We start from the raw sequence: 26,480 nt of genomic DNA, 5'->3' as shown, positions 1-26,480 counted from the left end.
CATGACACGACTGCGCCACGCCGCCCTCGCGGCGGCTTTTCTCGGCTTCGCGGCGGCCCCCGCCTGGGCGCAGGCCACGGCGCCCGCCACGCCCGCGCCCGCCACCAACCTCGACTCCAAGCCCGGCACCTTGAGCGACAAGCTGAGCGACACGAACGGCGTCATCAAGCCGACCGGGAACGTCGACCCCGAGATGCACAAGGCCGCCCCGCAGGCGGGCACCATGCCGGTGATCAAGCCCGGCGCGGTGGCGCCCGGCACGGCGAAGTAGCTCCGGGACGATGGCGCGCCGCGCCGCCCGCGCGACGTGACGCGCCCTCGACGGCTCCATCATCGACGGCGGCCGGCCCGTGAACGCCCCGGCACGGCCAGACCCGGAGGACACCCATGCGCATCGTCGACGTCCGCGAGGTGACGAAGCCGATCTCGTCGCCGATCCGCAACGCCTACATCGACTTCACCCGGATGACGACGAGCCTCGTCGCGGTGGTGACGGACGTGGTCCGCGACGGCCGGCGCGTTGTCGGATACGGCTTCAACTCCAACGGCCGCTACGGGCAGGGCGGGCTGATCCGCGAGCGCTTCGCCCCGCGCCTCCTCGAAGCCGACCCCGCCGCGCTGCTCGACGACGCCGGGTCCAACCTCGACCCCGACCGGGCCTGGGCGGCGCTGATGGCCAACGAGAAGCCCGGCGGCCACGGCGAGCGCTCGGTGGCGGTGGGCACGCTCGACATGGCGATCTGGGACGCGGTGGCCAAGATCGAGGGACGCCCGCTGTTCCGCCTGCTCGCCGAGCGCCACGGGCGCGTCGCCGAACCGCGGGTCTTCGTCTACGCGGCCGGAGGCTACTATTACCCCGGCAAGGACACGGGCGCGCTGCGCGCCGAGATGCGCCGCTACCTCGACCGCGGCTACACCGTCGTGAAGATGAAGATCGGCGGCGCCCCCCTCGACGAGGACCGTGCTCGCATCGAAGCCGTGCTGGCCGAGATCGGCGGCGCGGCGCGCCTCGCCGTCGACGCCAACGGCCGCTTCGACCTCGACACCGCGGTGGCCTACGCCCGCATGCTGCGCGACTATCCCCTGTTCTGGTACGAGGAAGCCGGCGACCCGCTCGACTACGCCCTGCAGGCCGCGCTGGCCGACCATTATCCCGGCCCGATGGCGACCGGGGAGAACCTGTTCTCCCACCAGGACGCGCGCAACCTGCTGCGCCACGGCGGCCTGCGGCCGGATCGGGACTGGCTGCAGTTCGACTGCGCGCTGTCCTACGGCCTGTGCGAATACCGCCGGACCCTGAAGGTGCTGGACGAGATGGGATGGTCGCCGAGGCGCTGCATCCCGCACGGCGGCCACCAGATGTCGCTCAATATCGCGGCGGGGCTCGGCCTGGGCGGCAACGAAAGCTATCCCGACCTGTTCCAACCCTACGGGGGCTTCCCGGACGGTGTCGCGGTCGAAGACGGCCACATCCTCATGCCCGACCTGCCCGGCATCGGCTTCGAGGGCAAGGCCGAGCTGATCCGGGTGATGCGCGACCTCGCCGAATAGGCACGGGAGGGCGCCTCAGGGGAGGCGTGGGCGCTCGTCGGCCTGCAGGTGCAGGAACGTGGCGTCGAAGTCGCCGAGCCGCGCCAGCGCGTCCCAGTCGAGGATCTCCAGCCGCTGCCCGTCCAACGCGATGAGGCGGCGCTCGCGCAGTTCGCGCACCATGCGGTTCACATGCACCGGCGACAGGCCCAGGGCGTCCGCGATCTCCACCTGGGTGATCGGCATCGGCAGGACGAGGCCCGGCGCGAGGTCGACGGCCACCAGCCGCTTCGCCATCTCGCACAGGAAATGCGCGGTGCGGCTCAACCCGTCGCGCTGGCCGATCGACACGACGCGCTCGCGCAGGATCGCGGCGTCGACGAGCGTGTTGCGCCACAGCGCGCCGGTGATGCGCGGAAAGCGCGCGCTGACCTCGTGCACCGCGTCGTGCCGGATGAAGCCGGCCGTGAGCGGCGTCAGCGCGGCGAGGTTGTGGTCGATCACCGGCAGGTGCAGGCTTTGCAGGTCGGGGATGTCGCCCGGGACGTGGAAGTTGAGGATCTGCCGCCGCCCTTCGCCGATCAGCTTGTAGCGGAAGGCGAAGCCCGCCAGCACCAGGCAGCATTGCGACGGGCGGTCGCCCACGCGGACGATGTCCTGCCGCGCCGGGATGGAGCGGATCGACATCGGCAGGCGTTCGAGCGCGGCCCGTTCTTCGGCCGACAGGTGGGCGACGCTCGCCACCTTGCGGACGAGGAGACCTGCGTTCCCGACCTCGCCCATGCCCCACCCCGCCCCGCGATCCCGTGTCGACCCGCCACCATAGGCGGGGTCTCGACCGCCGAACAGGGCGGGGTCGCGCGCGGCTGGGGACGCGGGCGCATGCTCAGCGCACCAGGATGGCGCGGAAGTCGTTGACGTTGGTGCCGGTCGGCCCCGTGTCGAACAGCGCGCCGACCCCCGCGAAGGCGGAATAGCTGTCGTTGGCCATGAGGAGCGCCCGCGGGTCGAGCCCGGCGGCGCGGATCGCCGCCGCCGTGCCGCCGTCCGCGAAGGCGCCGGCGTTGGTTTCCGAGCCGTCGATGCCGTCCGTGTCGGCCGCGAGCGCGGACACGCCGGGTACGCCGTCGATCGCCAGGGCGAGAGACAGGAGGAACTCCGCGTTGCGGCCGCCGCGGCCCCGTCCCCGCAGCGTCACGGTGGTTTCTCCGCCGGACAGGATCACGACCGGCTTGGCGAAGGGACGCCCGCGCGCCGCCACCTCCCGGGCCAGCGCGGCATGCACGAGGCCGACGTCGCGGGCTTCGCCCTCGATGGCGTCGGACAGCACGGCGGCCGCCACGCCGCGCCGCGCCGCTTCCGCCGCTGCGGCGTCGAGCGAAAGCCCCGCGGAGGCGACGATGACGTGCGTGTGGCCGGCGAAGCGCGGGTCGCCGGGCAGGGGGGCGTCCGCCGCCCCGGAGGCGAGATGCGCCAGCACGCGGTGCGGCAGGTCGATCCTGTAGTCGGCGACGGCGCGCAGGGCTTCGGCGCGGGTGGCGCCGTCCGGCACCGTCGGGCCGGACGCGACGAGGTGGGGCGCGTCTCCCGGGATGTCGGACAGGATCAGGCTCGCCACCGGCGCGCGCGACGCCGCCGCGAGCCGGCCGCCCTTGATGGCGGACGCGTGCTTGCGCACCGCGTTCATGGCCCCGATGGGCGCGCCGGAGCGCAGCAGCGCTTCGTTGAGCGCCATCTCGTCGCCGAGGTCGAGGCCCGGCGGCGGGGCCGGCAGCAGCGCGGAGCCGCCGCCCGACACCAGGGCGATCACGAGGTCGTTCGGCCCCGCCGCGGCGACGAGCTCGACCATCCGGCGCGTCGCCGCGAGCCCGGCGGCGTCGGGCACCGGGTGGGCGGCTTCCAGCACCTCGATCCGGTCGCAGGGGCAGCCGCAACCGTAGCGGGTGACGATCGCGCCCGACAGCGGCCCGTCCCAAGCCCCTTCCAGCGCCCGCGCCATCTGGGCGGAGGCCTTGCCGGCCCCGACCACGATCGTGCGGCCGCGAGGGCGCGGCGGCAGGTGCCGCGGCACCGCGACAGCCGGATGGGCAGCCGCCACGGCGGCGCGGAACAGCTCCGACAGGAAGACCCGCGCGCCGCCGTCGTCTTCGATCATGCCTTGCCTCCCGGGATCGGCCATGTCAGCAGAATGCCGACCGTTTGACGCCGAATGTGGAGCCGCCGGCATGGCCCGTAAACCGAATTACGATTTCGAACGCCGCGAAAGGGAAAAAGCCAAGGCCGCGAAGGCCGAGGAGCGGGCGAAGCTGAAGGCCGAGAAGAAGAACGCGCCCGGCGAGGGCGAGGTCGACGCCGGATCGGCCGAAGCGGCCCCCGAAGGCCCGGACGCGTCCGCCAACAAGATCTGAGCGAGGGCGGGACACGCGCGGGGCGGCGCCGGGCCCGGGCGGCCGGCCTCCCCTGCGGCCCGCCTCCGCGGGAGCGGGCGTCCCCGCCGCTTCACCCGGCCGATGCGGCCGCGATCTCGGCGGCCAGCCGCGCGTTGCCGAGGATCAGCGCCACGTTGGTCCGGAGGCTGCGCCCGCCCGTCAGTTCCAGCATGCGGGACAGGACGAAGGGCGTCACGGCCTTGCCGCCGATGCCGCGCCGCACCGCATCCGCCACCGCCTCGTCGATGTGCGCGGCGATCTCGCCCCCCGGGATCTCGTCCGCCGCCGCCACGGGGTTGGCCACCAGCACGCCGCCGCCGAGGCCGAGCCGCCGCTGCGCCGCCGCCAGGGCGGCGATCTCGGCGGCGGAGTCGAGCCGCAGCGGCGCCGGGAGCCCGCTGTCGCGGCTCCAGAAGGCCGGGAACCGGTCGGTGCGGTAGCCCACGACCGGCACGCCGCGCGTTTCGAGGTATTCCAGCGTCCGCGGCAGGTCCAGCAGCGCCTTGGCGCCGGCGCAGACCACCGTCACGGGGGTGCGTCCGAGCTCGTCGAGGTCGGCCGACACGTCGAGCGTGCTTTCCATCCCGCGGTGGACGCCGCCGATGCCGCCCGTGGCGAACACGCGGATCCCGGCGAGATGCGCGCAGATCATCGTCGCCGCTACCGTGGTCGAGCCGTCCCGGCCCGTCGCCACCGCGAAGGCGAGGTCGGCGCGGCTGAGTTTCAGGGCGCCCGTGCCGCGGCCCAGCGCTTCCGCTTCCGCGTCCGACAGGCCCACCCGGATGCGGCCCCCCAGCACTGCGATGGTGGCCGGCATGGCCCCTCCGGCCCGCACGGCGGCCTCGACGGCGCGCGCCGTCGACACGTTGTCGGGGTAGGGCATGCCGTGGGTGATGATGGTGGATTCCAGCGCCACGACGGGCGCGCCGCGGTCGAGCGCGTGTTTCACCTCGTCCGACAGGTCGAGGGGCAGGTCCTGGGTCATGGCGGTCTCCGAAGCGTCCGCCGCTTAACCACGGGCGCGCCGATGTGCCAAGCCGCACCCGCGGCGCCTTGCGCGGGGCCGGGGCCGGCGCTTAGCTGTGCGGGACCACGGAGGGACCCGCCCTTGAACCTCGCCCAGCGCGCGTCGAGCGAATGGGCCTTCGCCCGCGGCCTTCTCCGGGTGCTGCGCCGCACCACGCCCGTCGCGCGCCACCCGCGCCACACGGTCGGCGACCTCGCCGACGAGCTCGCGGCCCGCTTCGGCGACCGGGTGGCGCTCGAATCGGAAACCGAAAGCGTCACCTACCGGGCCTGGAACGCCCGCGCGGACCGTTACGCGCGCTGGGCCCTCGCCCGCGGGCTCGGCCGCGGCGACACGGTGGCGCTGATGATGCCGAACCGGGTCGAATACCTGTCCGTGTGGGTCGGCATCGCCAAGGCGGGGGCCGCCACGGCGCTCATCAACACCAACCAGAGTGGCGCGGCGCTCGCCCATTCGCTGAACCTCGTCGGCGCGTCCGTGGCCATCGTGGACGCGAGCCTGATGCCGCAGTTCGAAACGGCCCGCGCCCTGCTCGACCACCCGGTCGACGTGCTGGCCTACGGCGCCTGCGGGTCCCACCCCCGCCTCGACCTCCTCCTCGACGCGCTGCCGGACGCGCCGCTGCTGGCGGCCGAGCGCCCGGCGCTGACGATCGACGACCCCTGCATCCTGGTCTACACGTCGGGCACGACCGGCCTGCCCAAGGCGGCGAACCTCAACCATTGCCGCGTGCAGCTCGCCATGCAGGCCTTCGCGGGGGTGACGGGCGCGGGGCCGGGCGACCGGATCTACGATTGCCTGCCGATGTACCACTCCAACGGCGGCGTGCTGGCGCCCGGGCTGGCCATGCTGGCCGGCGGCACCTGCGTCATCCGGGAGCGCTTCTCGGCGCGCGATTTCTGGGCCGATGCGGCGCGCAGCCGCTGCACCATGATGGTCTACATCGGCGAATTGTGCCGCTACCTGCTGCAAACGCCGCCCGGCCCGGCGGACCGCGCCCACCGCGTGCGGCTTTGCGTCGGCAACGGGCTGCGCCCCGACGTGTGGCGGCCCTTCCGCGACCGGTTCGGCGTGCCGCACATCCGCGAGTTCTACGCCTCGACCGAGGGCAACTGTTCCATCTTCAACCTCGATTCCCGGCCCGGGGCCGTGGGGCGCGTGCCGGCCTGGATCGCGTCGCGCTTCCCCATCAAGGTGCTGCAGGTCGACCTCGCCACCGAGGCGCCGCTCCGCGGCCCCGACGGGCTTTGCCGCGAATGCGCGCCGGACGAGGTCGGCGAAGTGGTGGGCGAGATCCTGTCCGACCCGAAGAAGCCCGGAAACCGCTTCGAAGGCTACACCGATCGGGACGCGACGGCCCGCAAGGTGCTCCACGACGTGATGAAGCCGGGCGACCGCTGGTTCCGCACCGGCGACCTCATGCGGCGCGACGCGCTCGGCTACTTCTTCTTCGTCGACCGCGTCGGCGACACGTTCCGCTGGAAGGGGGAGAACGTGTCGACGCTGGAGGTCGCCGAAGCCCTGACGGGCTACCCCGGCATCGCCGAGGCCAACGTGTACGGCGTGGCGGTGCCGGGCGCGGACGGCCGCGCCGGCATGGCGGCGCTGGCGGCGGAAGAGGGCGCCGAGATCGACCTCGCGGGCCTGAAAGCCTTCCTCGCCCGCCGGCTCCCCGCCTATGCGGTGCCGGTGTTCCTGCGGGTGCAGGCGGGGCTGGAGGTCACGGGCACGTTCAAGCAGCGCAAGCCGACCCTCGTGGCCGAGGGGTTCGACCCCGCCCGCGTCGCCGGTCCCCTCTTCGTGTCGGGGGCCGGCGAGGGGGCCTACCGGCCGCTCGACGGCGCCACCGCCGCGGCGATCGCGTCGGGCGCGCTGCGGCTTTGACGCCGGCGGCCCGATACCCCGGCCGTCGGCCCGGCCCGGCCCGGGCGCGGGTTAAGCCTTCCTACACGCGCCGCGTGGTGACGTGGCGTCGTCGCACCGCGGGGTGACCCGCGCGGACCGGTCCGGATCGTGGACGCGCACGGATCCGTCGCGGGACGGGGCGGACCTGGAGGCTGTGCCGGACATGTCGCTGCTCCACCCCCGGGCCGCCCCGCCCGAACCCGCGCGGCCGTGGTGACGGCGCGCGAGGCGGGTTTCGCCGTCGACCGGCTCGACGCCGCGGACGCCGTCGCGCATCGCGACGCCTGGGCCGACCTCGTCGGGCGGGCGCTGGAGCCCAACGTCTTCCTCGATCCCGACTTCGCCCTGCCGGCCGCCCAGCACCTCGCGGGCCGCCGGAAGCCCGGCTTCGTGCTGGTGTGGGCGGTGGAAGCGGGCGAGCGGCGCGACCTCGTCGCCGTGTGCCCCGTGGTGGGGCGCCGGGGCCCGTTGAAAGGGCTGGCGTCCGCCTGGATTCACAACCTATCGACGCTCGGCTTCCCCCTGCTCGACGGATCCCGCGCCGCCGCGGCGCTGCGGGCCCTGCTGGCCTGGGCGGGGGAAGCCCTGCCGGGCGCGTGCGGGCTCGTGGTCCCGTCGCTGCCGATGGACGGCCCCACCGCCGCCGCCCTGCGCGATGTCGCGGCGGACGGGGGTCTCGACCTCGTGCAGCTCCGGACCTGGGAGCGCGCGGCGCTCCGGCGCGGCGGGCGGGCGGGCCCCGCCGCTCTGTCGCCGAAGGCCGCCAAGGAGATCCGTCGCCAGCGGCGCCGCTTGGCCGAGCGCGGCGCGCTGAGCTACACCGGCGCCGAAGCCCCCGACGCCGTGCGGGCCGGGATCGAGCAGTTCCTGTCGCTCGAAGCGGGCGGCTGGAAGGGCGCGGCCGGCACCGCGCTGCTGTCCCGGCCGGGCACCACCGCCTTTCTCCGCGCCGCCACGCGCATGCTCGCCCGGCGGGGGCTGTGCCGCGTCGACAGCCTGACGCTCGACGGCGCGCCGGTCGCCATGGCGGTGACCCTGTCGGCCGGCGACGTCGGATTCCTGTGGAAGATCGCGTATCGGGAGGACGTCGCGCGGTTCTCGCCGGGCGTGCAGCTCGTGTTGGAACTCACCGAGGCCTGGTGCCGGCGGGGCGGGGCGGGGACGATGGATTCCTGCGCGGTGCCGGACCACCCGATGATCGATCGGCTGTGGAAGGACCGCATCCGGCTGTGCGACGTCGCCGTGGCCCTCCGGCCCGGCCGCGCGGGCGCGTTCCGCCGGGCGGTCGGCATCGAGCGCGCGGCGCGGCGGCTGCGGGCGGAAGCGAAGCGCCTCCTGTCGGGCTGGCGCGCACGCCGGGCCGCGTCGCGCAGGTGACGCCGGCGGTCGAACGGGTCGACGGCCGGCGCGCGCGAACCGGCCCCGCCCCGTGCCGGCACCCCGCCATGACGCTGCCGCTTTTCTGTTCACCGCCCTGCCGCACTCCCGGCTTTTCCAGGGCGCCGCGTGCTTGCACGGCGGAAATCGCCATGTTAGTCCCCGCCCTGCAACGACCGGACAGGTTGTGATTGCAACAGCGGCAATCCGTGGTCAGCCACGGTGCCGGGGCGGACGCATGCGGCGGCCCCGGGACGCGCTGGACCGTCTTCGTCGAGGGTGAAACACCGTGGCCGATGCCGAAAACATCGTATCCGGGATGGCTGGCCGTTACGCCTCCGCCCTGTTCTCGCTGGCCAAGGATTCGCGTTCCATCGACAAGGTCGCCGGCGAGCTGAAGGGCTTCGACGCGCTCGTCCAGGGCAGCCCGGACCTGCAGCTCCTGGTCCGCTCTCCCGCGTTCACCGCCGAAGACCAGTCGCGGGCGCTGAAGGCCGTGCTGGACCGCGCCGGCATCTCCGGGCTCACCGCCAACTTCCTCCTGCTCGTGGCGTCCAAGCGGCGGCTCTTCGCCGTCCGCACGATGATCCGCGACTTCCTCGCGCTCGACGACGCCGACCGCGGCGTGTCGCGCGCCCAGGTGACCGTCGCCGAGCCGCTGACCGACGGCCAGCTGTCCGCGCTGAAGCAGTCCCTCGTCGAGGCCACCGGCGGCAAGTCCGTCGAAGTCGACATGAAGGTCGACCCCGAGATCATCGGCGGCATCGTCGTGCGGCTCGGCAGCCGCATGGTCGACGCCTCGATCAAGACCAAACTCAACTCTATCCGCACACGCATGAAAGAGGTCGGCTGATGGACATCCGCGCTGCTGAGATTTCCGACATCCTCAAGCGGGAGATCCAGAACTTCGGCACCGAAGCCGAGGTCACCGAGGTCGGCCAGGTCCTGTCCGTCGGCGACGGCATCGCCCGCATCTACGGCCTCGACAACGTCCAGGCCGGCGAGATGGTCGAGTTCGAGTCGGGCGTGCGCGGCATGGCGCTGAACCTCGAGGCCGACAACGTCGGCATCGTGATCTTCGGCTCCGACCGCGAAATCGGCGAAGGCCAGACGGTGAAGCGCACCGGCGCCATCGTGGACGTGCCGGTGGGCAAGGAGCTGCTCGGCCGCGTCGTCGACGCGCTCGGCAACCCGATCGACGGCAAGGGCCCCATCGCCACCACCCGCCGCGCCCGCGTCGACGTGAAGGCCCCCGGCATCATCCCCCGCAAGTCGGTCAACGAGCCGATGTCGACCGGCCTCAAGGCCGTGGACGCGCTGATCCCGATCGGCCGCGGCCAGCGCGAGCTCATCATCGGCGACCGCCAGACCGGCAAGACCGCCGTGGCGCTCGACGCGATCCTGAACCAGAAGTCGGTCAACGCCGGCACCGACGAGGGCCAGAAGCTCTACTGCGTCTACGTCGCCGTGGGCCAGAAGCGCTCCACCGTGGCCCAGCTCGTGAAGGTGCTCGAGGAGCAGGGTGCGATGGATTATTCCATCGTGGTCGCCGCCACCGCGTCCGATCCGGCGCCGATGCAGTTCCTGGCACCCTTCGCGGGCTGCGCCATGGGCGAGTTCTTCCGCGACAACGGCATGCACGCCCTGATCGTCTACGACGACCTGTCGAAGCAGGCCGTGGCCTACCGCCAGATGTCGCTGCTGCTGCGCCGTCCCCCCGGCCGCGAGGCCTACCCGGGCGACGTGTTCTACCTGCATTCCCGCCTGCTGGAGCGCGCCGCCAAGCTGAACGACAGCCAGGGCAACGGCTCGCTGACCGCCCTGCCGGTGGTCGAGACCCAGGCCAACGACGTGTCGGCCTACATCCCCACCAACGTGATCTCCATCACGGACGGCCAGATCTTCCTCGAGACCGACCTGTTCTACCAGGGCATCCGCCCGGCCGTGAACGTCGGCCTGTCGGTGTCGCGCGTCGGCTCTGCCGCCCAGACCAAGGCGATGAAGAAGGTCGCCGGCAAGATCAAGGGCGAGCTCGCGCAGTACCGCGAGATGGCGGCCTTCGCGCAGTTCGGCTCCGACCTCGACGCCACGACCCAGAAGCTGCTGAACCGCGGCTCCCGCCTGACCGAGCTCCTGAAGCAGCCGCAGTTCTCGCCGCTGAAGATGGAAGAGCAGGTCTGCGTGATCTACGCCGGCGTGAACGGCTACCTCGACTCGCTGCCCGTCGCCCGCATCCGCGGCTACGAGGACGGGCTCCTGGCGCTGCTGCGCTCCAGCCACATGCCGCTGCTCGACGCGATCCGCACCTCCAAGGATCTGTCGGACGATTCGGCCGGCAAGCTGAAGTCCGTCGTCGAGGGCTACACCAAGTCCTTCGCCTGATCCTCGGTCCTTCGCGGGACCCCGGGTCCTTCGCCGGACCCATCGAGCCTATCGCCCCGGGCCAGGCCGGCCCGGGGCGCCTCCTTCTCCGACAAGAGCCCTCGATATGCCGTCCTTGAAGGACCTGCGGAACCGGATCTCCTCGGTCAAGTCGACCCAGAAGATCACCAAGGCCATGCAGATGGTCGCGGCCGCCAAGCTGCGCCGCGCCCAGATGGCCGCCGAAGCCGCCCGTCCCTTCGCGGAGCGCATGGAGAAGGTGCTGGCCAACCTCGCCCGCGGCGTCGGCGACGGCGCGCAGGCCCCGAAGCTGCTGGCCGGCAACGGCCAGGACCGCACGCACCTGCTCGTCGTGTGCACGGCCGAGCGCGGGCTGTGCGGCGCCTTCAACGGATCCATCGTCCGCCTCGCCCGCGAACATGCCAACCGTCTGGCCCGCGAAGGCAAGACCGTGAAGATGCTGCTCGTCGGCAAGAAGGGCTACGAGCAGCTTCGCCGCCAGTTCGAAGCCCAGATCGTCGAGGTGATCGAGCTGCGCAACGTGAAGTCGGTCGGCTTCGGCGATGCCGACCCGATCGGCAAGAAGATCATCGCCATGTTCGAGGCGGGCGAGTTCGACGTCTGCACGCTGTTCTTCTCCCGCTTCCGCTCCGTCATCTCGCAGATCCCGACGGCGCTGCGCCTGATCCCGGCCGAACTCCCCGCGACCGCGGATGCGACCGGCACCGGCGCCGCCTACGATTACGAGCCCGGCGAGGACGAGATCCTGGCGGCGCTGCTGCCGCGCAACATCTCCATCCAGGTGTTCCGCGCCCTCCTGGAGAACGCCGCGTCCGAGCAGGGCTCGCGCATGAGCGCCATGGACAACGCCACCCGCAACGCCGGCGAGATGATCAAGAAGCAGACGCAGATCTACAATCGCTCCCGCCAGGCGATGATCACCAAGGAACTGATCGAGATCATCTCGGGCGCCGAAGCGCTGTAAAGCGCCGCCTTCCCGCCCCATCTCCCTATCGACGCGCCCGCCACACAGCCGAGGAACCACCATGGACGACTTCACCCACAACCCCGGCAACAACAGCCTGAACGACGCGGGCGGGAAGCGCTCGCCCGGGCAGATCACCCAGGTCATCGGCCCCGTGGTCGACGTGAAGTTCGAAGGGCACCTGCCCGAGATCCTGAACGCGCTGGAAACCGACAACAACGGCAACCGCCTCGTGCTCGAAGTGGCGCAGCATCTCGGCGAGAACGCCGTGCGCTGCATCGCCATGGACGTGTCCGAGGGCCTGACCCGCGGCCAGGCCGTGACCGACACCGGCAAGCCCATCATGGTGCCGGTGGGCGAGGGCACCCTCGGCCGCATCATGAACGTCATCGGCGAGCCGGTCGACGAACTCGGGCCCATCGCTTCCGCCGACACCCGCGCCATCCACCAGCCGGCCCCGACCTACGCCGAGCAGGCCACGGACGCCCAGATCCTCGAAACCGGCATCAAGGTCGTCGACCTGCTCGCGCCATACGCCAAGGGCGGCAAGATCGGCCTGTTCGGCGGCGCCGGCGTGGGCAAGACCGTGCTGATCATGGAGCTGATCAACAACGTCGCGAAGGCGCACGGCGGCTACTCGGTCTTCGCCGGCGTGGGCGAGCGCACCCGCGAAGGCAACGACCTGTATCACGAGATGATCGAGTCCAAGGTCAACATGGATCCGCACGAGCACGGCGGCTCCGCCGCGGGCTCGAAATGCGCCCTCGTCTACGGCCAGATGAACGAGCCCCCGGGTGCCCGCGCCCGCGTGGCCCTGACCGGCCTCACCGTCGCGGAGGATTTCCGCGACAAGGGGCAGGACGTGCTGTTCTTCGTCGACAACATCTTCCGCTTCACCCAGGCGGGCTCGGAAGTGTCGGCGCTGCTCGGCCGCATCCCGTCGGCGGTGGGCTACCAGCCGACTCTGGCCACCGACATGGGCGCCCTCCAGGAGCGCATCACCACCACCAACAAGGGCTCGATCACCTCGGTCCAGGCCATCTACGTGCCGGCCGACGATCTGACCGACCCGGCTCCGGCCACCTCCTTCGCCCATCTCGACGCCACGACCGTGCTGTCGCGCTCGATCGCCGAGAAGGGGATCTACCCGGCGGTGGACCCGCTCGACTCGACCTCGCGCATGCTGTCGCCGCTCGTCGTCGGCGAGGAGCATTACGGCATCGCCCGCCAGGTGCAGCAGGTGCTGCAGCGCTACAAGGCGCTCCAGGACATCATCGCCATCCTGGGCATGGACGAGCTGTCGGAGGAGGACAAGATCGCGGTCGCCCGCGCCCGCAAGATCGAGCGTTTCCTCAGCCAGCCCTTCCACGTGGCCGAGATCTTCACCGGCTCGCCCGGCAAGCTCGTGTCGCTCGCCGACACCATCAAGGGCTTCAAGGGCCTGGTCGAAGGCAAGTACGATCACCTCCCCGAGGCGGCCTTCTACATGGTGGGCAACATCGAGGAAGCGATCGAAAAGGCCGGCAAGCTCGCCAAGGCGGCTTGAGGCGTTTCGAACTCGTCTTCCTGGTAATCTCGGCGGCGGGGGCCTGTGTGGTTTCCGCCGTCTTCGGATGGCTCGAACTCGCGCTGGCCGCTTTCGACTGCTTCTACGCGGAACCGATCGGCGGTGCGAAGCGGTCCCATATGCCATAGGACCCATTCTGGGTCGGCTTCTGGGATGCGCTCGGGCTGCTCGGCATCCCATGGATGCTGACGCTCACCTTCTTCGCAGCAGATAATCATCGGCGAGCTCAGTGATGGCTTCTTTCCCCTTTGAACTCGTGTCGCCCGAGCGCCTGCTCTTCACGGGCGAGGTCGAGTCGGTCGTGGTGCCGGGGTCGGAAGGCGAGCTGACGGTCATGAAGGACCACGCTCCGCTGATGACGACCCTCAAGCCCGGCATCGTCACGGTGAACGAGGCGGGCGGCCGGGCGCAGCGGCTCTTCGTGCGCGGCGGCTTCGCCGACGTGGCGCCGACGGGCCTGACGATCCTGGCCGAAAGCTCCGTGCCGGTCGAGCAGCTCGACGGCGCCAAGCTCGACGCCGAGATCAGGGCCGCCCAGGGCGACGTCGACGCCTCCTCCACCGACGAGGGCCGTCGGCTCGCCACCGAGAAGCTGAACCAGCTCCAGGAGCTGCGCGGCGCCCTCGTGGCCTGAACCCCGGCTCGACGCCGCCTTCGAGGCCGCGCATCCCGTGAGGGATGGGCGGCCTTCGTCGTTTGGACCCGCGCCGATGGGCGCACGCCTGCCCGGACATCGGCGGCGGATCCGGTCTATCCTGGCCGCATGACCGACCCTTCCAAGACCACACTCCGCCTCGCGGCCGACCCGGCCGGCATCGGGCGTGCCGCCGAACTGCTGCGCCGCGGCGGCCTCGTGGCCTTCCCGACCGAGACCGTCTACGGGCTCGGCGCCGACGCGGCATCGGCGGAAGCCGTGGCGGGCGTGTATGCCGCCAAGGGGCGACCGCGCTTCAACCCGCTGATCGCCCATGTGGCGGACCTCGACGCCGCGCGGCGGCAGGGCAGCTTCGGCGCCGACGCCCTGGCGCTGGCCCGCGCCTTCTGGCCGGGTCCGCTGACGCTGGTGGTCCCGGCCGCCCCCGGCTGCACGCTGTCCGACCTCGCCCGCGCCGGGCTCGACAGCGTGGCGCTGCGCGTGCCGGCCCATCCCGTGGCCCTGGCGCTCATCGCGGCGGCCGGCCGGCCCGTGGCGGCGCCGTCGGCCAACCGCTCCGGGCGCATCAGCCCGACGGCGGCCGATCACGTCCATGCGGACCTCGACGGCCGCATCGACGCCGTGCTCGACGGCGGCGCGACGGCGGTCGGCGTGGAGTCCACGATCCTGTCCTGCCTGGGTGAACCCACGCTGCTCCGCCCCGGCGGCACGACGCGCGGGGCGATCGAGGCCGTGCTGGGCCGCAGCCTCGCGGATGCGGCGCCGGGCGGCCCGGCGATCGCGCCCGGCATGCTGCTGTCCCATTACGCTCCCCGCGCGGTCGTGCGCCTCGACGCCGAAGCCCTGCGGCCCGGCGAGGCCGGGCTCGACTTCGGCGGCCGCTTCGCGGGGCAGGGCGGGGCCGTGCTCGACCTGTCGCCCCGGCGCGACCTCGCCGAAGCCGCCGCCAACCTGTTCGGCTTCCTGCGCCGGCTCGACGAGGACCTCGGCGGCACCGGCGCCATCGCGGTGGCGCCGATCCCACCGTCCGGGCTCGGCGAAGCCATCCGGGATCGCCTGGCACGGGCCGCGGCGCAGCGGTGATGCCGGGGGCGCCGCCGCGTCGCATGGTGCCCCTCAACGGCCGTCGCTCCCCGACGGCATCGAGACTCCGTCTGCGATCAGGGGGAGCGCATCCGTTCGCGGTTACACGGGTTCGCCGCGGGTCCGGCGCCGCCGGCCTCGACGCAGGCCGGGCCTCCACGCTGGGCCCACACGGGAAGCGGGACGGTTCGGAGGAGGGCCGCCGCGAAGGCTTCGGCGGCGACGACAAACTCGGAGCCTGCTCGGCGCAGCGAGCCGACGCGACACCGCCGGCGTTCCGCACCGTCGATCAGGCGAACGACCACCGGATGCTACGAGGAAAGACGTTGAAAAGGGAGCGAGGTGAGTTGGCGGAGAGAGCGTCTGTCGAACCGGCTGTCGCTGAGTTTCGCTGACGTCCGGAAATCCTCTGAAACAACAGGGAAGTAGCCCCTTGTCGTGTCGCCGACGTTCGCCGATATCCGCCTCGGACCGCTCCCGAGACTAGGGAAGCGACTAGGGAACGGTGACGATGGCCCTTCGACGAAACCTCCTCTCGGCCCGCTCGGTCATGAACGTCAAGGAGCCAGGCCGACACGCCGATGGGGGCAACCTGTACCTTAACGTGACCAAGTCGGGCGCGAGGTCGTGGGTCTTCCTCTACAAATTGGCGGGACGGCAGCGCGAGATGGGCCTGGGTTCCGCCCTGGACGTCAACTTGGCGAAAGCCCGAGTTCTCGCCGAGGCGGCGCGCGGTGAGCTCCGGGAAGGGCGAGACCCCCTCGCGGCTCGGGCCAAGGTGGCTGCGGTCCCGACCTTCGGTGAGGTCGCCGACGCCTACGTCGAGGCCAAGCGTCCCGAGTGGACCAACCCGAAGCACGCCGATCAATGGGCGATGACGTTGACGAAGCATGCCGCCGCGATTCGCCCGAAGCGGGTCGATCAGGTGGAGACGGGGGACATTCTTGGGTTGCTCGAAACGATCTGGCTTGAAACTCCCGAGACGGCTTCACGGCTGCGCGGGAGGATCGAGAAGGTCCTCGATGCCGCGAAGGCCAAGGGACACCGCGCCGGGGAGAACCCGGCACGCTGGCGAGGTCACCTCGATCAACTCCTCCCCAAGGCCTCGAAGCTGTCTCGCGGTCACCATGCGGCGATGTCGATCGATGATTTGCCTGCGTTCCTGGGGCGGATTCGATTGCGGGAAGGACTCTCCGCTCGGGCGCTGGAGTTCACGATCCTTAACGCGACGAGGACGACCGAGACGCTCACCGTCGAGTGGTCCGAGGTCGACTTCGACAAGGCTCTGTGGGTGATCCCGAAGGAGAAGACGAAGACCAAGAAGGAGCATCGAGTCCCCCTTTCGTCCGGGGCCCTCGCCGTCCTTGAGCCGCTCCGCCAAGCGGCCTCGGGGAACTACGTCTTCCCGGGCATGAAGCCGGGGAGGCCGCTATCGAACATGTCGATGGACAAAATTCTCCGGCTGGAGGAGCAGGACATCACCGTCCATGGCTTCCGGTCGACGTTCAAGGATTGGGCGACCGAGCGCACGAAATACCCGAACGAGATGAGCGAGGTCGCCCTGGCCCACGGCATCACCAACAAGGTGGAGGCTGCCTATCGTCGGGGTGACATGATGGAGAAGAGGCGCGGCATGATGGAAGCCTGGGCTCGCTTCTGCCGAGGTGAGGTAACAGCCTGCTCATGATCGCCGCCGCGATCAAGAGTTTTGGATTTCCAACAAGCATTTAAGGGCTGATATCGAGTAGATATGTCCAACGCCGGGTCCATGAAAAGGCCGAATGGTCCGGAGTAGGTCTTCGTTGTTGCCCATCGGGTCGACATCGGCATACGATACACGGGTCCGGGTGGGTTAACACCGCGCACCCGGAGAGCGCTCTTCCGGCCTTCGCCACGTCCTCGTTGGGATGAACGTGGCGGCTCGGGCGTCGGGGAGACCGATCCCGCTCGGCACCTCACGCGCGAACGCCTGGAGGGGCTTCGCGCGGGGCGGGCCACCGCCGGAAGAGCGCTCCCCCAATAGACGATTTAGCCTCGACCTCGGACGATTGTGGCGGACGATGCCGAAAATGAGGGCGGGGGCTCTCCTTCTGGACATAGCCGCTTTCGGGCGATCGGAGCCGGTGGGCGCCGCGACGGAAAATGCCTAGCCGGGCTTCCTTATTTTTCGTCGCGGCGCCGGATTTCCTCGCGCCCTCTACGGCCGAGGGCCGACCTCCATGAACGGGCTGGTGACGTCACCGTCCCGGGCTCCGTCGCTGCCCTGTCCGAGGCCGAGCTGGTGCTCCGTCACTCTTGGGGCACGAACCCTTGGGGGTCACTTACCCGTAGCCTAAGGGCGGGATCGTGGGACTCAAGTCCATCTCTGACCGACCAGTCGGTGGTGGCCTCGACGAAGCCGAGGAGGTCGCCACTCAGGCATTGTGAGGGGCCTTCCGATCCCTATGGTGGCCGCGATGGCCGTCCGGAGGAGGAAGCCGTCCATGAAGCCCCTGGATGGCCTGGGGCCCGTGGGATGTGTGTCCACCATCGGCCTCGCCAGACCTGACGATGTCCGAGGTCTGTCCCGTCAATGAAAGGTGGTGACCTGGAATTGTAGCCGCAGGTGCCGCGCCGGTTGTCCTCATCCAGGTAGGCAGGGTGGGGGCTGGTCCCTCGACGATGTCGGCGGGATCGGATGGGCCGTGGTCGACCTTCACGCTCGGGACGAATGGCTGTGGCGGGGCGTCGGCCGGGATCGTGGTCGGACACAGATGGGTCGGGCTTGATGCCCTCGAACGCCCTGGACAAAGTCCATGGCGTGTTCGAGCGTGTGGCGGCCGGTGGGACGTCGATTGCTGACCCACACAGGCTGCACGAGTCGGGCCCGTCGGGTCGGGTCCTCGGCAAGTCGCTGGACTTCAAAGCCGGGCGACGGCCGACCCGTGTGCGGACCGCACAGGCCAAGGAAGGCACGAAATGGAAGGCCCGAGAGGCTGAAATGGAAATGGAAGTCAGAAAAGCATCATGTCGCAATGACTTGGATGTCGAAGCCGCTGCTGCTGCTCGCCCCGCCTGGGCCATCCGGTCATACCTCGACGAACGGACTCGGGGCGGCGTCGGCCGTCGCGGTAAGCGGTCAGAGTCAGATGGGCTGGCTCTGGATCGGCAGGCCGGGGCTTCTCTCGGCTACCGGCGGGGCGTTTGGCTCATCGCCGGGCCGTCATAGGCAGGTGTCTCGGGGTCTGGTGGGGGAGGGCCGGCGGGGCGGGCCCGGCGGCGGAGCCGGTGGTCCGGGCGGCTATGGCTCCCCGGCGGCGGCGGGGGCGGATAGCGCTCGCGCGGTCCCCCCTTACCCCCCGCGGCTTTGAAAACGTCTTTACGACGTCGCCGAGGCTACGGTCAGGGTTGCCGAGCAACACGGAAACCAGGAAAGTCGGGAGGGCGCCGGTGCCGGCCGCACTTTCCTTCGGAGGTCACCCATGCCGGTCGATGTCGGTCAGGTACCGCGCGTCCCTGACCTCTTCGTCCCCGTTCTCAGGGCCCTTGATGGGCTGGGCGGCTCCGCCTCGAATGATGAAATCAATGACCGCGTTGCGGAGGTGCTCGCCCTGCCGGCCGAGGTGCGGGCTTACGTCCACAAGGACGGCCCGCTCCCGAAAGTTGACTACCGGTGCGCTTGGGCGCGGAGCTGGTTGAAAAACGCTGGCCTCGTCGAGAACAGCGGGCGCGGGGTCTGGGCCCTCACCGGCGAGGGACGGACAGCGCTCGCGGGCGGTGACGAGCCCGGGCTTGTGAAGCGAGTGCGTCAGGCAAGTTACGCGCTCCGGAAGGGCGCCTCTCTCGTTGAGGACGCACCTCCGGGGCCCGATGAGTCCTCGCCCTCGAACCACGAAACGGTAGGATGGCGAGAATGCCTCCTCATGGCGCTGGGCGACATACATCCCGCTGCCTTCGAACGCCTTTGTCAGCGCCTCCTCCGCGAGGCGGGCTTCACGCGCGTCGAGGTCACCGGCAAGACAGGAGATGGCGGCATCGACGGCACCGGCGTGCTCCGAATGAATTTACTCTCCTTCCAGGTCATCTTCCAGTGCAAGCGGTGGAAGGGCTCTGTGGGGGCTTCGACAGTTCGGGACTTCCGTGGAGCGATGGTTGGGCGCGCCGACAAGGGGCTGATCCTGACCACCGGGGCGTTCACGGCTGATGCGCGGCGTGAAGCCACCCGCGATGGGGCGCCGGCCATCGATCTCGTCGACGGTGACGCGCTCTGCGACCTCCTCAAGGCGCACGGGATCGGGGTCAAGGTCCGGATGGTCGAGGAGGTCACCATCGACGAAGCGGCCCTGGCGAGCTTCTGACGGATGGTTTATGCAACGACGGGCCGGCGACTACCGGGATCATCTCTAAGGTGCTAGTCGACCTCCGCGCCGAGAAGGAGGTGCAGATCGTAAGCGCCGACGGACGGCCGCAGCCGCGGACCAACACGGTCGACTGGACCGACCTGATCGACCTATCCGAGTTCGGGAAACCTCAGGCCCAAATCACATAGCCCGAAAGCCCGGTCTGGCTCGCCGGCCTCTAACTCGGTCAAAAGCCACGTCGCATCGGTGTCGGGCTTGAACAGCTTCACGACGGGCGATGGGTCGATGTCGGCGCCGGCCGTGGTCCAACGCCCGTTCGCGACGAACGCTGTGCGCTGGTCGGGTGTGAGAAGGTCGTTCAACGGCGGAGAGCTGAGCGCCATCGAAGGCATAGCGAGATCGGGCACGCAAGGGATGTCTGCTGCGGCGTCCGGGGTAGCGCCGTCGGGGTCAGCTTCTGGACGAAAGGGCGGTCTACCGAGGTGGGCATCCACGAAGCGTGGCTGGGCGTTCATGCTTAGTCACGGGCCATCGATGACATTGGGCAGCTGAGGGCCCGGGACTACCCGTCCGCTCACCGCTCAAACTGCTTGGCGAGGGACGACATCATTCCGCAACGTGAACTCATCGCCGTTGTTGTCGTGGACCCGGTAGCCATGCCGGAACAAGTCGTCGCAGGCGGGCCCGAACGGTTTGCCCTCGATCACTTCTCGCCGTCTCTTCCTCGAGTTCCATCCCCTGTAAATGGCGTAAGCCAAGCCAACCGCCGAGAACGCCGACATGACCGGGTGCTTGAACTTGAAGCTCCTGATGAACTCGAGCAACTTGTGGAAGTCACGGCCGTGAAGGATTTTCGACAGCTCTTCGCTTCGCTCGAAATAGTCCGTGAACACGGTCTGCACGGCCGCAGGCAAGCCCACGAGCGCGTCGAGGAAGATCCCGTTCCCGTGTTCGAGCAGGTAGTCGAAGGTTTCCTTTACTCCGGGCACGACGATGCCCTTGCAACGGATCGCGTCGACGCTGCCTTTCTTAACTCCCTGCAAAGCCTCCTCGAGTTCCTCCTCGGTCGAGGCCACGACGACGCTGGGCGAGCGAGACGCTACCTGGTAGGCTTCGGGCTTCAAACTAGGTGGAGGCTCCCCAGCCGAGCCGGACTGCGCTCCGAGCGGCGGACACGTGCTATCGATGTACATCGTCTCGTCTCCTCCGATCGACGAACAAACTTCAGTCTCAGTTCAGGTATTGACGAAAAGTAGGCGGTCCCATGTTCGTTTCTGGGCGCGTTCGGATCGGCATGGCGGCCGGGGTCGCGCGTCTTTCAACTATTGAGCGGCGTGCCCCCGCGCATCGAGCTGACCCGACGTCGACGTGCACCGGACGGAGGGCGAAGAGCTCGTGACGGAATGGTGCGGTCAGCCCTCGCTACCTCCCCGACGATGCGGTCGGCCGTGACGACCGGGGCCACTCGCATCATGTGGACATCCAAACGTCTCCGTAGGCCGGTGGATCGGTCCCGCCCATGCGTCGTGGTATAGTTGGGACGGCAAGGGTCGAGGAGTGATCGGTGATGGAGACGCAAGGCCGTGAACGCCCCGTCGTTGGCGGCCCTATCGACGCGGTCCCCTCTCCTCGTTCGGCCCAAAGGGTCATAAGACGCGTGGTTCCCGGATCGCGTCGGGGTGGCCCGTGAGCAACGCGGTCGAGCGCGCGCTCGTCCGCACCGGCTTCGTCGTGCCGGGTGGAGGCGATGTCGAGGGGCTTTTCCGCGACGTCGGCGAGGGCGGTCCCTCATTTGAACCTGCGTTCGCGCGGCGTTCGGGGCTTGCGGCCGACGCGGTGTACTCCTCAGGCGACGGGCCCAAGCTGATCGTCAAGGGCTCGGGGGTCGTCGACGCGGAGGTCGAGTTCGACGCTTGGCATGAGAGGGCCTGGAATCTCGGTTTGGCGCCCCTGCTCTGGATCGTGACCCCGGTGGATGTCCGCGTGTACGACGCATTCAGCGGCGTCGGCGACGGTGGGGTGCGGGGCCCGCTCCGCCGCTTCCTTCTGGACGTCGATGAGCAGATGGCTGAGCTCGAAGCGTTCTGCGGCCGGTTCTCGCTCGACACGGGAGCGTTCTGGGCGTCCGGACTGGCGAGGGGCATCGACCGATCCCGCAAGGTCGACCGCGTCCTCTTGGACGAGATCCGCGCGCTCGAGCAGGCGCTCCTCCCATCCGACGCGGACGGAGCCGGCCGTGCGGTCGCCGCCGTCGAACGGGCGCGCTGCCAGGAACTGGTCACGTGCACCCTCTTCGCGAGCTACCTCTTCGACCGCGGCATCGCACAGCCCATGCTCCCCGTCGGCATCACAGCCGATCTGGTGGACGCGTTCACGGACCAAGCCTCGGCGCTGCAACTGTTCGATTGGTTGACCGCCACCTTTAACGGCGACGTGTTCCCCCCTGGAACCGGCGATCGGATCGACGACGCCCAGGTCGGCCTACTCCGTGACTTCGTGCAGGGGACAGGCATCTCGGAGCGCGACAAGGGACAGTTGCGCCTGTTCCGCTTCCGGTTCGACACGGTCCCGATCGATCTAATCAGCTCGGTGTACGAAACGTTCGCCCGCCGTGCCGTCGGCGACTCCGCCAAGCGTCTGGGACTGCACTACACGCCGGTGGAGTTAGTCCACATGGCCCTCGACCCCGTCTTCGAGAGACTCCCGACCAAGTCGCGCGTCCTCGATCCGACGTGTGGCTCGGGCCTTTTCCTCGTGGAGGCGCTCCGTCGGTTGGTCTGGACGAGGTGCCGCGACGGCATCCGTCCGCGGAGAATCGTCCGACAAATACTTTATGGGCAGGTCTACGGCATCGACGTCAACTCGGCCGCGCTCCGGATAGCCGCGTTCAGCCTATATCTGGCGGCGCTGGAACTCGAGACCGAGGCGGAGCCCGGTGAAGGCACGAGGTTCGATCGACTCATCGGCCGCACCCTTTTCGAATGCGACTTCCTTTCCGCGCCCGGGCTGGATCTCGCGAGGAGCCTGCACCCGCACGTCATTGTCGGCAATCCACCCTGGACGCATGGCGCCTTGGGGACACGGGATGACGAGCCTCACACGGACGAGGACGAGTGGGACGAACGCGGGAATGTCGGGTTGGAGAACCGCATGGGGGCGGTCGAGGAGGGACGCGACGGCCCGACGACGGAGGAGTTCGCGAGCCGGGCACCCGACCAGCGCTTCTTCGCCGCAGCCGTCGGTCTGTCCGAGGGTCGTGGTCGCATTGCCATGTACCTGAAGACGACGGCGTTCCTGTCCAGCGCGGCAAACGCCACACGCTTCCGTGACGGCGTGTTACGACGGATCAACCGCCTTGCCTTACTGGACCTGTCGTCATTCCGGCATGCGGGACTGTTCTCCAAGGCCCAGGCGCCCGGCCTGCTCGTTTGTGGCAACTGCCCGGCCCTGCCGACGGGCGGGACGATCCTCGTCGGTTCGTTGGCCTGGGACCCGGATTTCGCGCGGAGCGGGGCCATCACGATCTCCTCCGCGGAGATGAGGACGATTCCCAAGGTCTCGGTCATCGGAAACCCATCGCTGATGAAGGCGTCGATGCTGGGCACGCCGCGGGACGCGCGCCTTATCGAGCGACTGACAACCCAATTCCCGACTTTCGGCCAAGTCGTCGGCCCACATACCACGAGTTACGGCCAGGGCTTTCAAATGAAGAGCAAGGGAGAGGTACCGCCCAAGCTGCTCGGGGATTGGATGGGTAGCCTCCCGGCGCTCATGCCGAAGGACTACTCCGCCATCACCTTGGACGGCTGCAAGATGGATTCCCTTCCAGAACGCGGGATCCATGCGCTCCATAGGGAGCGTCGGCCCCGCTTGTACCAGGGCCCACTCGTGGTCTTCCCGAAGTCCGCGCACGCCAAGGCGCTCCAGAAGGGGCGCACCTCCGCAGCCTTGCACACGGGGGATCTCGCATTCTCCCATGGCTTCTACGGCTTCTCGTTCGCGGGTCGCGACCGACGCTGGGCGGTCGTGGTGTGCGCGCTCCTCAATTCGGCGGTCCCGGGTTTCCAGCTACTCTTCGGTGCCGGGCCCCTCGGTTTTGAGAGGCCATCCGTGAACCTTACCGATCTGCTGGGCATCCGGTTCCCCATCATCGACATGTCGGACGAGCTCGCGGAACGGGCTACGGCCGCAATGGCGACCGCACGATCGGACGATTGTGCGGTCTTATGTAGCTGCCTCACCAACGTGGAAAATCAGGGACTTAGCTTCCCCCTCAACCCGCGCGCCGCGGGCGCCTCAATTTCCAGGATGATGACGGTGCTCAGGAGCATCCCGGTATCGTCGCTCACCTCGATCCGGAACGTTGTGCCTGACCATACCTCGATCGGGTGGTCCTTCACCGTCGCGGCGGCGTAGCGGATCGCTTCAAGGCGGGCGGCATTGAGATCAGGCAGCTCGGTTCCCTCACGGTCGGGATCGAAATCACCATCGGTACGGTGGAAGAAGAAGCGGGGCATGGCGGATCTCCAGCGCTGGCCTGCGGCAACCTGACGGATCAAGGGTCGGTTCTGCTCCGACGGGATGATGGGGTGAGGTCATGCCGCCCGCACGGGGCGTACGGAAGGGCGTGGGGCTGCTGGCGGCATAGAAACGGAAAGGCCGCCTTAGTGGGCGGCCTCGTCGTTCTTCGGCTTGGGCAAGAGGCCCTTCATCGCCTCTAACGCTCTGACGAGGTTGTCGACGGCTTCGGCATCAGTGAGTATCGCAGATACCTCGACACTGCCGCCCGTGAACGACACCTTCATAGGGCCATCCAGATTTGGAGGCCGGCGCTGCGCGGGCGCCTGCTCAATCGCTGGCACACTCTCCTCCTCTTCTTCCTCTTCCTCTTCACCCGTTTCAGGGCGAGAAGACGCATTGGAAGGATACGAGGCGGTGGCGTTCTGAGCAAGCGCCATAGTTTCACGAAAAGACTGCACGACGCCGCCGAGGGACCCTTGCGTAAATCCTCGGCGAATAAGGTACGCTCGAATGCTCTCGTCGCTGGGAAGGCTGCCCTTATAGTGGTCCAGCAACTCGGCAAAAAGCGCGGGTGCCCTGGCCGCTGCGTCCAGGGCTTCTGCCTTTTCCGCAAGAGTATGGGGGTGGAAAATCGCAACAGCTCGATCGGAAACCTTGTATTCCTCACCTTTCCCGAGCCGCTCCAATAAGCCGAATTTCCGAGCTGCGGAGAGGGCTCCGAGTGACGCTCCATTTGAGCTGCCATATCCCATCCACTTCATAACGACATCACGTGCCGTCGAGTGCTGACGCTCACGATCGTGAACCTTCTTTACTCGCTCAAGGGCTTCGGCAAGGCTGATGGACGGGTAATTTGGGCTACGGATGTGAGCCATCGGAATCGCCCTCCGATGGCGATAACCGCAAATTAGCACAACGAAGACGCGCTCTCAAGATGACGTTCTTCTTTTATCGTTTTTCGCGTTGACTTCGCGTCTGGTCATGTGGCAGAAAGCGGCATCGGCAGGTTGCCGGGAAAGGTTGGGTATGACGACAACAGCCGCTCATGTCGCGATCACGCTCACGGACGCGGTAGGGGCTAATTGAGAAAGGCCGCTCACCTGGCTAGAGGTGGCGGCCTTGATGTGAGCACCAAGGATGCATCACGAGATGAGCTGTGACGGGCGACCGCCACGGCTTTTGTACCAGGGCTAGAGCCGGTGCTGGCCGGGGGCTTTCCATCCGTCCTGCCGAGGGTCCGACCCCCTCCTAGTCCACCTCTGTTTCTACCAGCTACGGCGAATCACGTCCAGCGCCGGGCTTCGGTCCGGTGACGCCCAATGTCGTTTCGCCTTCAACGAACGCGATCCCTTGCCCTTCAAGGGCAGCTCGCATTGCCCCTAGATTATTCGAGATCGGAACCCGTCGCCCCTTCTCGAAATCCCGAACCGTCGAAAGGGAGACGTTCGCGGCGGCGGCAAGCTCCGCTTGGCCCCAATCCAACCATCCACGCGCAGCGCGGCTCTGTTCCGGTGTCAGGATCGGGGGCGTCGTCGTCATGTGAGCGTGGTACGGAAATCCGCCGCCCACGTCAACGTTTTGAGTTGACGCCAACGGTTTCGATGCTTATCACTGAGGTCAACGGAAAACGTTGGACCTCTCGCCGTGCCTCAGCACTTCCTCCTCTCCAAAGCCGCAAGGAGCCTGAGCCTCGCTCGGGTTGCCCGGCTTTCGGATGAGGAAGCGCATGACGCTTTCCGGCTGATCCGCTGGACGGAGACGAAGGGCGAGGCCGTGTGCCCCCGCTGCGCTTGCGCCGCCACCTACGTCTACCGCGCTCGCAAGCTGTGGAAGTGCAAGGCGTGCTCCCACCAGTTCTCCGTCACGTCCGGCACCATCTTCGCCAGCCGCAAGATGCCCATCCGTGACATCCTGCTCGCCATCGCGATCTTCGCCAACGGCGCCAAGGGCCATAGCGCCTTGCAGCTCTCCCGCGATCTGGATTGCCAATACAAAACGGCTTTCGTCCTGGCCCACAAGATCCGCGAGGCCATCACGGCCGACTGTGACGAGCGCACCCTTGCAGGCGATGTGGAGGTGGATGGCGCCTATTTCGGCGGCTACGTGAAGCCCGCCAATGAGAAGGCGAACCGCGTCGACCGCCGCAAGGCCGAGCATCAGACCGGCAAGCGCAAGGTGGTTGTCGTCATGCGCGAGCGGGGCGGCGAGACGCTGCCTTTCGTGTTCCGCTCCGAGGCCGCCGCCGTGTCAACGATCGGCGCCAAGGTGGCGGCCGGCTCGACCCTCTATGCCGACGAAGCGGCGTCCTGGGATCGCCTGCACGACCGCTTCCTGACGAAGCGCATCAACCACCAAGAGGCCTATTCGACCGCAGAGGCCTGCACCAACGGCGCGGAGTCGTTCTTCTCCCGCATCCGCCGCTCCGAGATCGGCATCCACCACCACATCGCCGGCCCCTACCTCGAAGCCTACAGCCAGGAGATGGCGTGGCGCGAGGATCACCGCCGGGTGTCCAACGGTGAGCAGTACCTCGCCATGACCGAGGCGGCGCTGCGCCACCCGGTCAGCCGCGTGTGGAAGGGGTACTGGCAACGGGCGGCGATCTGAGCCGCTTCGCTCAATTTTAGGTGTGGCGAATTGCAGCGGCGGTTCTCTTTTCGTCCTATGTCGCTCGAAAAT

General features: G+C 68.9%; 22 protein-coding genes and 1 pseudogene. 15 read left to right on the top strand and 8 right to left on the bottom strand.

The window, feature by feature from the left end; genetic code table 11:
* Position 1: 1 nt before the first annotated feature.
* Together D3273_RS01290 and D3273_RS01285 are read left to right on the top strand one after the other, a co-directional pair.
* Positions 2 to 271, top strand: coding sequence for a hypothetical protein (locus D3273_RS01290; RefSeq protein WP_129222773.1), 270 nt, complete (start codon positions 2 to 4; stop codon positions 269 to 271).
* A gap of 116 nt (positions 272 to 387) precedes the next feature.
* On the top strand, positions 388 to 1,551 hold the full coding sequence (locus D3273_RS01285; RefSeq protein ID WP_129222772.1) for a mandelate racemase/muconate lactonizing enzyme family protein: 1,164 nt from the start codon (positions 388 to 390) through the stop codon (positions 1,549 to 1,551).
* A 15-nt stretch (positions 1,552 to 1,566) separates the two neighbouring features.
* On the opposite strand, the gene D3273_RS01280 is transcribed toward D3273_RS01285, so the two are convergent.
* A complete protein-coding gene (locus D3273_RS01280) occupies positions 1,567 to 2,313 on the bottom strand; it encodes a Crp/Fnr family transcriptional regulator (protein WP_129222771.1) in 747 nt (248 codons plus the stop codon).
* A 103-nt stretch (positions 2,314 to 2,416) separates the two neighbouring features.
* Positions 2,417 to 3,685 (bottom strand): glycerate kinase type-2 family protein, encoded by a 1,269-nt coding sequence (locus D3273_RS01275; protein WP_129222770.1) that lies wholly within the window; start codon positions 3,683 to 3,685, stop codon positions 2,417 to 2,419.
* 70 nt (positions 3,686 to 3,755) lie between these two features.
* Here D3273_RS01275 and D3273_RS01270 point away from each other — a divergent pair, with 70 nt between their 5' ends.
* Complete coding sequence (locus tag D3273_RS01270; RefSeq protein WP_129222769.1) at positions 3,756 to 3,938, top strand: hypothetical protein; 183 nt, start codon at positions 3,756 to 3,758, stop codon at positions 3,936 to 3,938.
* A gap of 91 nt (positions 3,939 to 4,029) precedes the next feature.
* Here the strand turns inward: D3273_RS01270 and D3273_RS01265 are convergent, their stop codons facing one another.
* Entirely contained in the window at positions 4,030 to 4,944 is a 915-nt protein-coding gene (locus tag D3273_RS01265) for a pseudouridine-5'-phosphate glycosidase (RefSeq protein WP_129222768.1), read from the bottom strand.
* A gap of 123 nt (positions 4,945 to 5,067) precedes the next feature.
* Between D3273_RS01265 and D3273_RS01260 the strand changes: the two genes are divergently transcribed.
* From D3273_RS01260 to D3273_RS01215, 10 genes are all read left to right on the top strand, one after another.
* The gene (locus D3273_RS01260; protein WP_245500923.1) at positions 5,068 to 6,870 is read left to right on the top strand and encodes a long-chain-acyl-CoA synthetase; all 1,803 of its coding nucleotides are present in this window, start codon (positions 5,068 to 5,070) and stop codon (positions 6,868 to 6,870) included.
* Positions 6,871 to 7,104: 234 nt separating this feature from the next.
* Positions 7,105 to 8,268 (top strand): GNAT family N-acetyltransferase, encoded by a 1,164-nt coding sequence (locus tag D3273_RS01255; protein ID WP_129222766.1) that lies wholly within the window; start codon positions 7,105 to 7,107, stop codon positions 8,266 to 8,268.
* A gap of 289 nt (positions 8,269 to 8,557) precedes the next feature.
* The gene (locus D3273_RS01250) at positions 8,558 to 9,121 is read left to right on the top strand and encodes a F0F1 ATP synthase subunit delta (RefSeq protein WP_129222765.1); all 564 of its coding nucleotides are present in this window, start codon (positions 8,558 to 8,560) and stop codon (positions 9,119 to 9,121) included.
* Positions 9,121 to 10,650: a F0F1 ATP synthase subunit alpha gene (gene atpA / locus D3273_RS01245; RefSeq protein WP_129222764.1), complete on the top strand. Its 1,530-nt coding sequence runs from the start codon at positions 9,121 to 9,123 to the stop codon at positions 10,648 to 10,650. Before D3273_RS01250 ends, atpA begins: the two co-directional genes overlap by 1 nt.
* Before the next feature lie 106 nt (positions 10,651 to 10,756).
* Complete coding sequence (locus tag D3273_RS01240) at positions 10,757 to 11,635, top strand: F0F1 ATP synthase subunit gamma (protein ID WP_129222763.1); 879 nt, start codon at positions 10,757 to 10,759, stop codon at positions 11,633 to 11,635.
* 61 nt (positions 11,636 to 11,696) lie between these two features.
* Entirely contained in the window at positions 11,697 to 13,181 is a 1,485-nt protein-coding gene (atpD, locus tag D3273_RS01235; protein WP_245500921.1) for a F0F1 ATP synthase subunit beta, read from the top strand.
* 253 nt (positions 13,182 to 13,434) lie between these two features.
* Positions 13,435 to 13,836 (top strand): F0F1 ATP synthase subunit epsilon, encoded by a 402-nt coding sequence (locus D3273_RS01230; RefSeq protein WP_129222762.1) that lies wholly within the window; start codon positions 13,435 to 13,437, stop codon positions 13,834 to 13,836.
* A 129-nt stretch (positions 13,837 to 13,965) separates the two neighbouring features.
* On the top strand, positions 13,966 to 14,940 hold the full coding sequence (locus D3273_RS01225) for an L-threonylcarbamoyladenylate synthase (protein ID WP_129222761.1): 975 nt from the start codon (positions 13,966 to 13,968) through the stop codon (positions 14,938 to 14,940).
* A gap of 511 nt (positions 14,941 to 15,451) precedes the next feature.
* Positions 15,452 to 16,627, top strand: coding sequence for a tyrosine-type recombinase/integrase (locus D3273_RS01220; RefSeq protein WP_129222760.1), 1,176 nt, complete (start codon positions 15,452 to 15,454; stop codon positions 16,625 to 16,627).
* 1,774 nt (positions 16,628 to 18,401) lie between these two features.
* Positions 18,402 to 19,277 (top strand): restriction endonuclease, encoded by an 876-nt coding sequence (locus D3273_RS01215; protein WP_129222759.1) that lies wholly within the window; start codon positions 18,402 to 18,404, stop codon positions 19,275 to 19,277.
* A gap of 152 nt (positions 19,278 to 19,429) precedes the next feature.
* On the opposite strand, the gene D3273_RS28985 is transcribed toward D3273_RS01215, so the two are convergent.
* Both D3273_RS28985 and D3273_RS01205 read right to left on the bottom strand, forming a co-directional pair.
* On the bottom strand, positions 19,430 to 19,795 hold the full coding sequence (locus D3273_RS28985; protein WP_245500920.1) for a DUF2958 domain-containing protein: 366 nt from the start codon (positions 19,793 to 19,795) through the stop codon (positions 19,430 to 19,432).
* Between the two features lie 66 nt (positions 19,796 to 19,861).
* A complete protein-coding gene (locus tag D3273_RS01205; protein WP_129222758.1) occupies positions 19,862 to 20,473 on the bottom strand; it encodes a hypothetical protein in 612 nt (203 codons plus the stop codon).
* Between the two features lie 871 nt (positions 20,474 to 21,344).
* Here D3273_RS01205 and D3273_RS29895 point away from each other — a divergent pair.
* Positions 21,345 to 22,391, top strand: a pseudogene (locus D3273_RS29895) (N-6 DNA methylase); the annotation flags it as partial.
* A 1,142-nt stretch (positions 22,392 to 23,533) separates the two neighbouring features.
* Here D3273_RS29895 and D3273_RS29890 read toward each other — a convergent pair.
* The 3 genes from D3273_RS29890 to D3273_RS01190 form a co-directional block, all read right to left on the bottom strand.
* The gene (locus tag D3273_RS29890; protein WP_428977746.1) at positions 23,534 to 23,797 is read right to left on the bottom strand and encodes a DUF6894 family protein; all 264 of its coding nucleotides are present in this window, start codon (positions 23,795 to 23,797) and stop codon (positions 23,534 to 23,536) included.
* Positions 23,798 to 23,944: 147 nt separating this feature from the next.
* Positions 23,945 to 24,676 carry a hypothetical protein gene (locus D3273_RS01195; protein ID WP_129222756.1) on the bottom strand — a complete coding sequence of 244 codons (732 nt, stop codon included), beginning with the start codon at positions 24,674 to 24,676 and terminating at the stop codon, positions 23,945 to 23,947.
* 397 nt (positions 24,677 to 25,073) lie between these two features.
* Complete coding sequence (locus D3273_RS01190; RefSeq protein ID WP_129222755.1) at positions 25,074 to 25,340, bottom strand: helix-turn-helix domain-containing protein; 267 nt, start codon at positions 25,338 to 25,340, stop codon at positions 25,074 to 25,076.
* A 72-nt stretch (positions 25,341 to 25,412) separates the two neighbouring features.
* Between D3273_RS01190 and D3273_RS01185 the strand changes: the two genes are divergently transcribed.
* Positions 25,413 to 26,408: an IS1595 family transposase gene (locus D3273_RS01185; protein WP_129222754.1), complete on the top strand. Its 996-nt coding sequence runs from the start codon at positions 25,413 to 25,415 to the stop codon at positions 26,406 to 26,408.
* The last annotated feature ends 72 nt before the right edge of the window (positions 26,409 to 26,480 follow it).

The sequence above is a fragment of the Lichenibacterium minor genome (genome assembly GCF_004137685.1).
GTDB classification, from domain to species: Bacteria; Pseudomonadota; Alphaproteobacteria; order Rhizobiales; family Beijerinckiaceae; genus Lichenihabitans; species Lichenihabitans minor.
This window is presented reverse-complemented; position numbering and strand designations above follow the sequence as displayed.

Excerpts from the sequence above, each read along its gene's own strand:
- D3273_RS01290 (WP_129222773.1), top strand. The coding sequence starts at position 2 with ATGACACGACTGCGCCACGCCGCCCTCGCGGCGGCTTTTCTCGGCTTC.
- D3273_RS01285 (WP_129222772.1), top strand. The coding sequence starts at position 388 with ATGCGCATCGTCGACGTCCGCGAGGTGACGAAGCCGATCTCGTCGCCG.
- D3273_RS01280 (WP_129222771.1), bottom strand. The coding sequence starts at position 2,313 with ATGGGCGAGGTCGGGAACGCAGGTCTCCTCGTCCGCAAGGTGGCGAGC.
- D3273_RS01275 (WP_129222770.1), bottom strand. The coding sequence starts at position 3,685 with ATGATCGAAGACGACGGCGGCGCGCGGGTCTTCCTGTCGGAGCTGTTC.
- D3273_RS01270 (WP_129222769.1), top strand. The coding sequence starts at position 3,756 with ATGGCCCGTAAACCGAATTACGATTTCGAACGCCGCGAAAGGGAAAAA.
- D3273_RS01265 (WP_129222768.1), bottom strand. The coding sequence starts at position 4,944 with ATGACCCAGGACCTGCCCCTCGACCTGTCGGACGAGGTGAAACACGCG.
- atpA (WP_129222764.1), top strand. The coding sequence starts at position 9,121 with ATGGACATCCGCGCTGCTGAGATTTCCGACATCCTCAAGCGGGAGATC.
- D3273_RS01240 (WP_129222763.1), top strand. The coding sequence starts at position 10,757 with ATGCCGTCCTTGAAGGACCTGCGGAACCGGATCTCCTCGGTCAAGTCG.
- atpD (WP_245500921.1), top strand. The coding sequence starts at position 11,697 with ATGGACGACTTCACCCACAACCCCGGCAACAACAGCCTGAACGACGCG.
- D3273_RS01230 (WP_129222762.1), top strand. The coding sequence starts at position 13,435 with ATGGCTTCTTTCCCCTTTGAACTCGTGTCGCCCGAGCGCCTGCTCTTC.
- D3273_RS01225 (WP_129222761.1), top strand. The coding sequence starts at position 13,966 with ATGACCGACCCTTCCAAGACCACACTCCGCCTCGCGGCCGACCCGGCC.
- D3273_RS01220 (WP_129222760.1), top strand. The coding sequence starts at position 15,452 with ATGGCCCTTCGACGAAACCTCCTCTCGGCCCGCTCGGTCATGAACGTC.
- D3273_RS01215 (WP_129222759.1), top strand. The coding sequence starts at position 18,402 with ATGCCGGTCGATGTCGGTCAGGTACCGCGCGTCCCTGACCTCTTCGTC.
- D3273_RS28985 (WP_245500920.1), bottom strand. The coding sequence starts at position 19,795 with ATGAACGCCCAGCCACGCTTCGTGGATGCCCACCTCGGTAGACCGCCC.
- D3273_RS01205 (WP_129222758.1), bottom strand. The coding sequence starts at position 20,473 with ATGTACATCGATAGCACGTGTCCGCCGCTCGGAGCGCAGTCCGGCTCG.
- D3273_RS29890 (WP_428977746.1), bottom strand. The coding sequence starts at position 23,797 with ATGCCCCGCTTCTTCTTCCACCGTACCGATGGTGATTTCGATCCCGAC.
- D3273_RS01195 (WP_129222756.1), bottom strand. The coding sequence starts at position 24,676 with ATGGCTCACATCCGTAGCCCAAATTACCCGTCCATCAGCCTTGCCGAA.
- D3273_RS01190 (WP_129222755.1), bottom strand. The coding sequence starts at position 25,340 with ATGACGACGACGCCCCCGATCCTGACACCGGAACAGAGCCGCGCTGCG.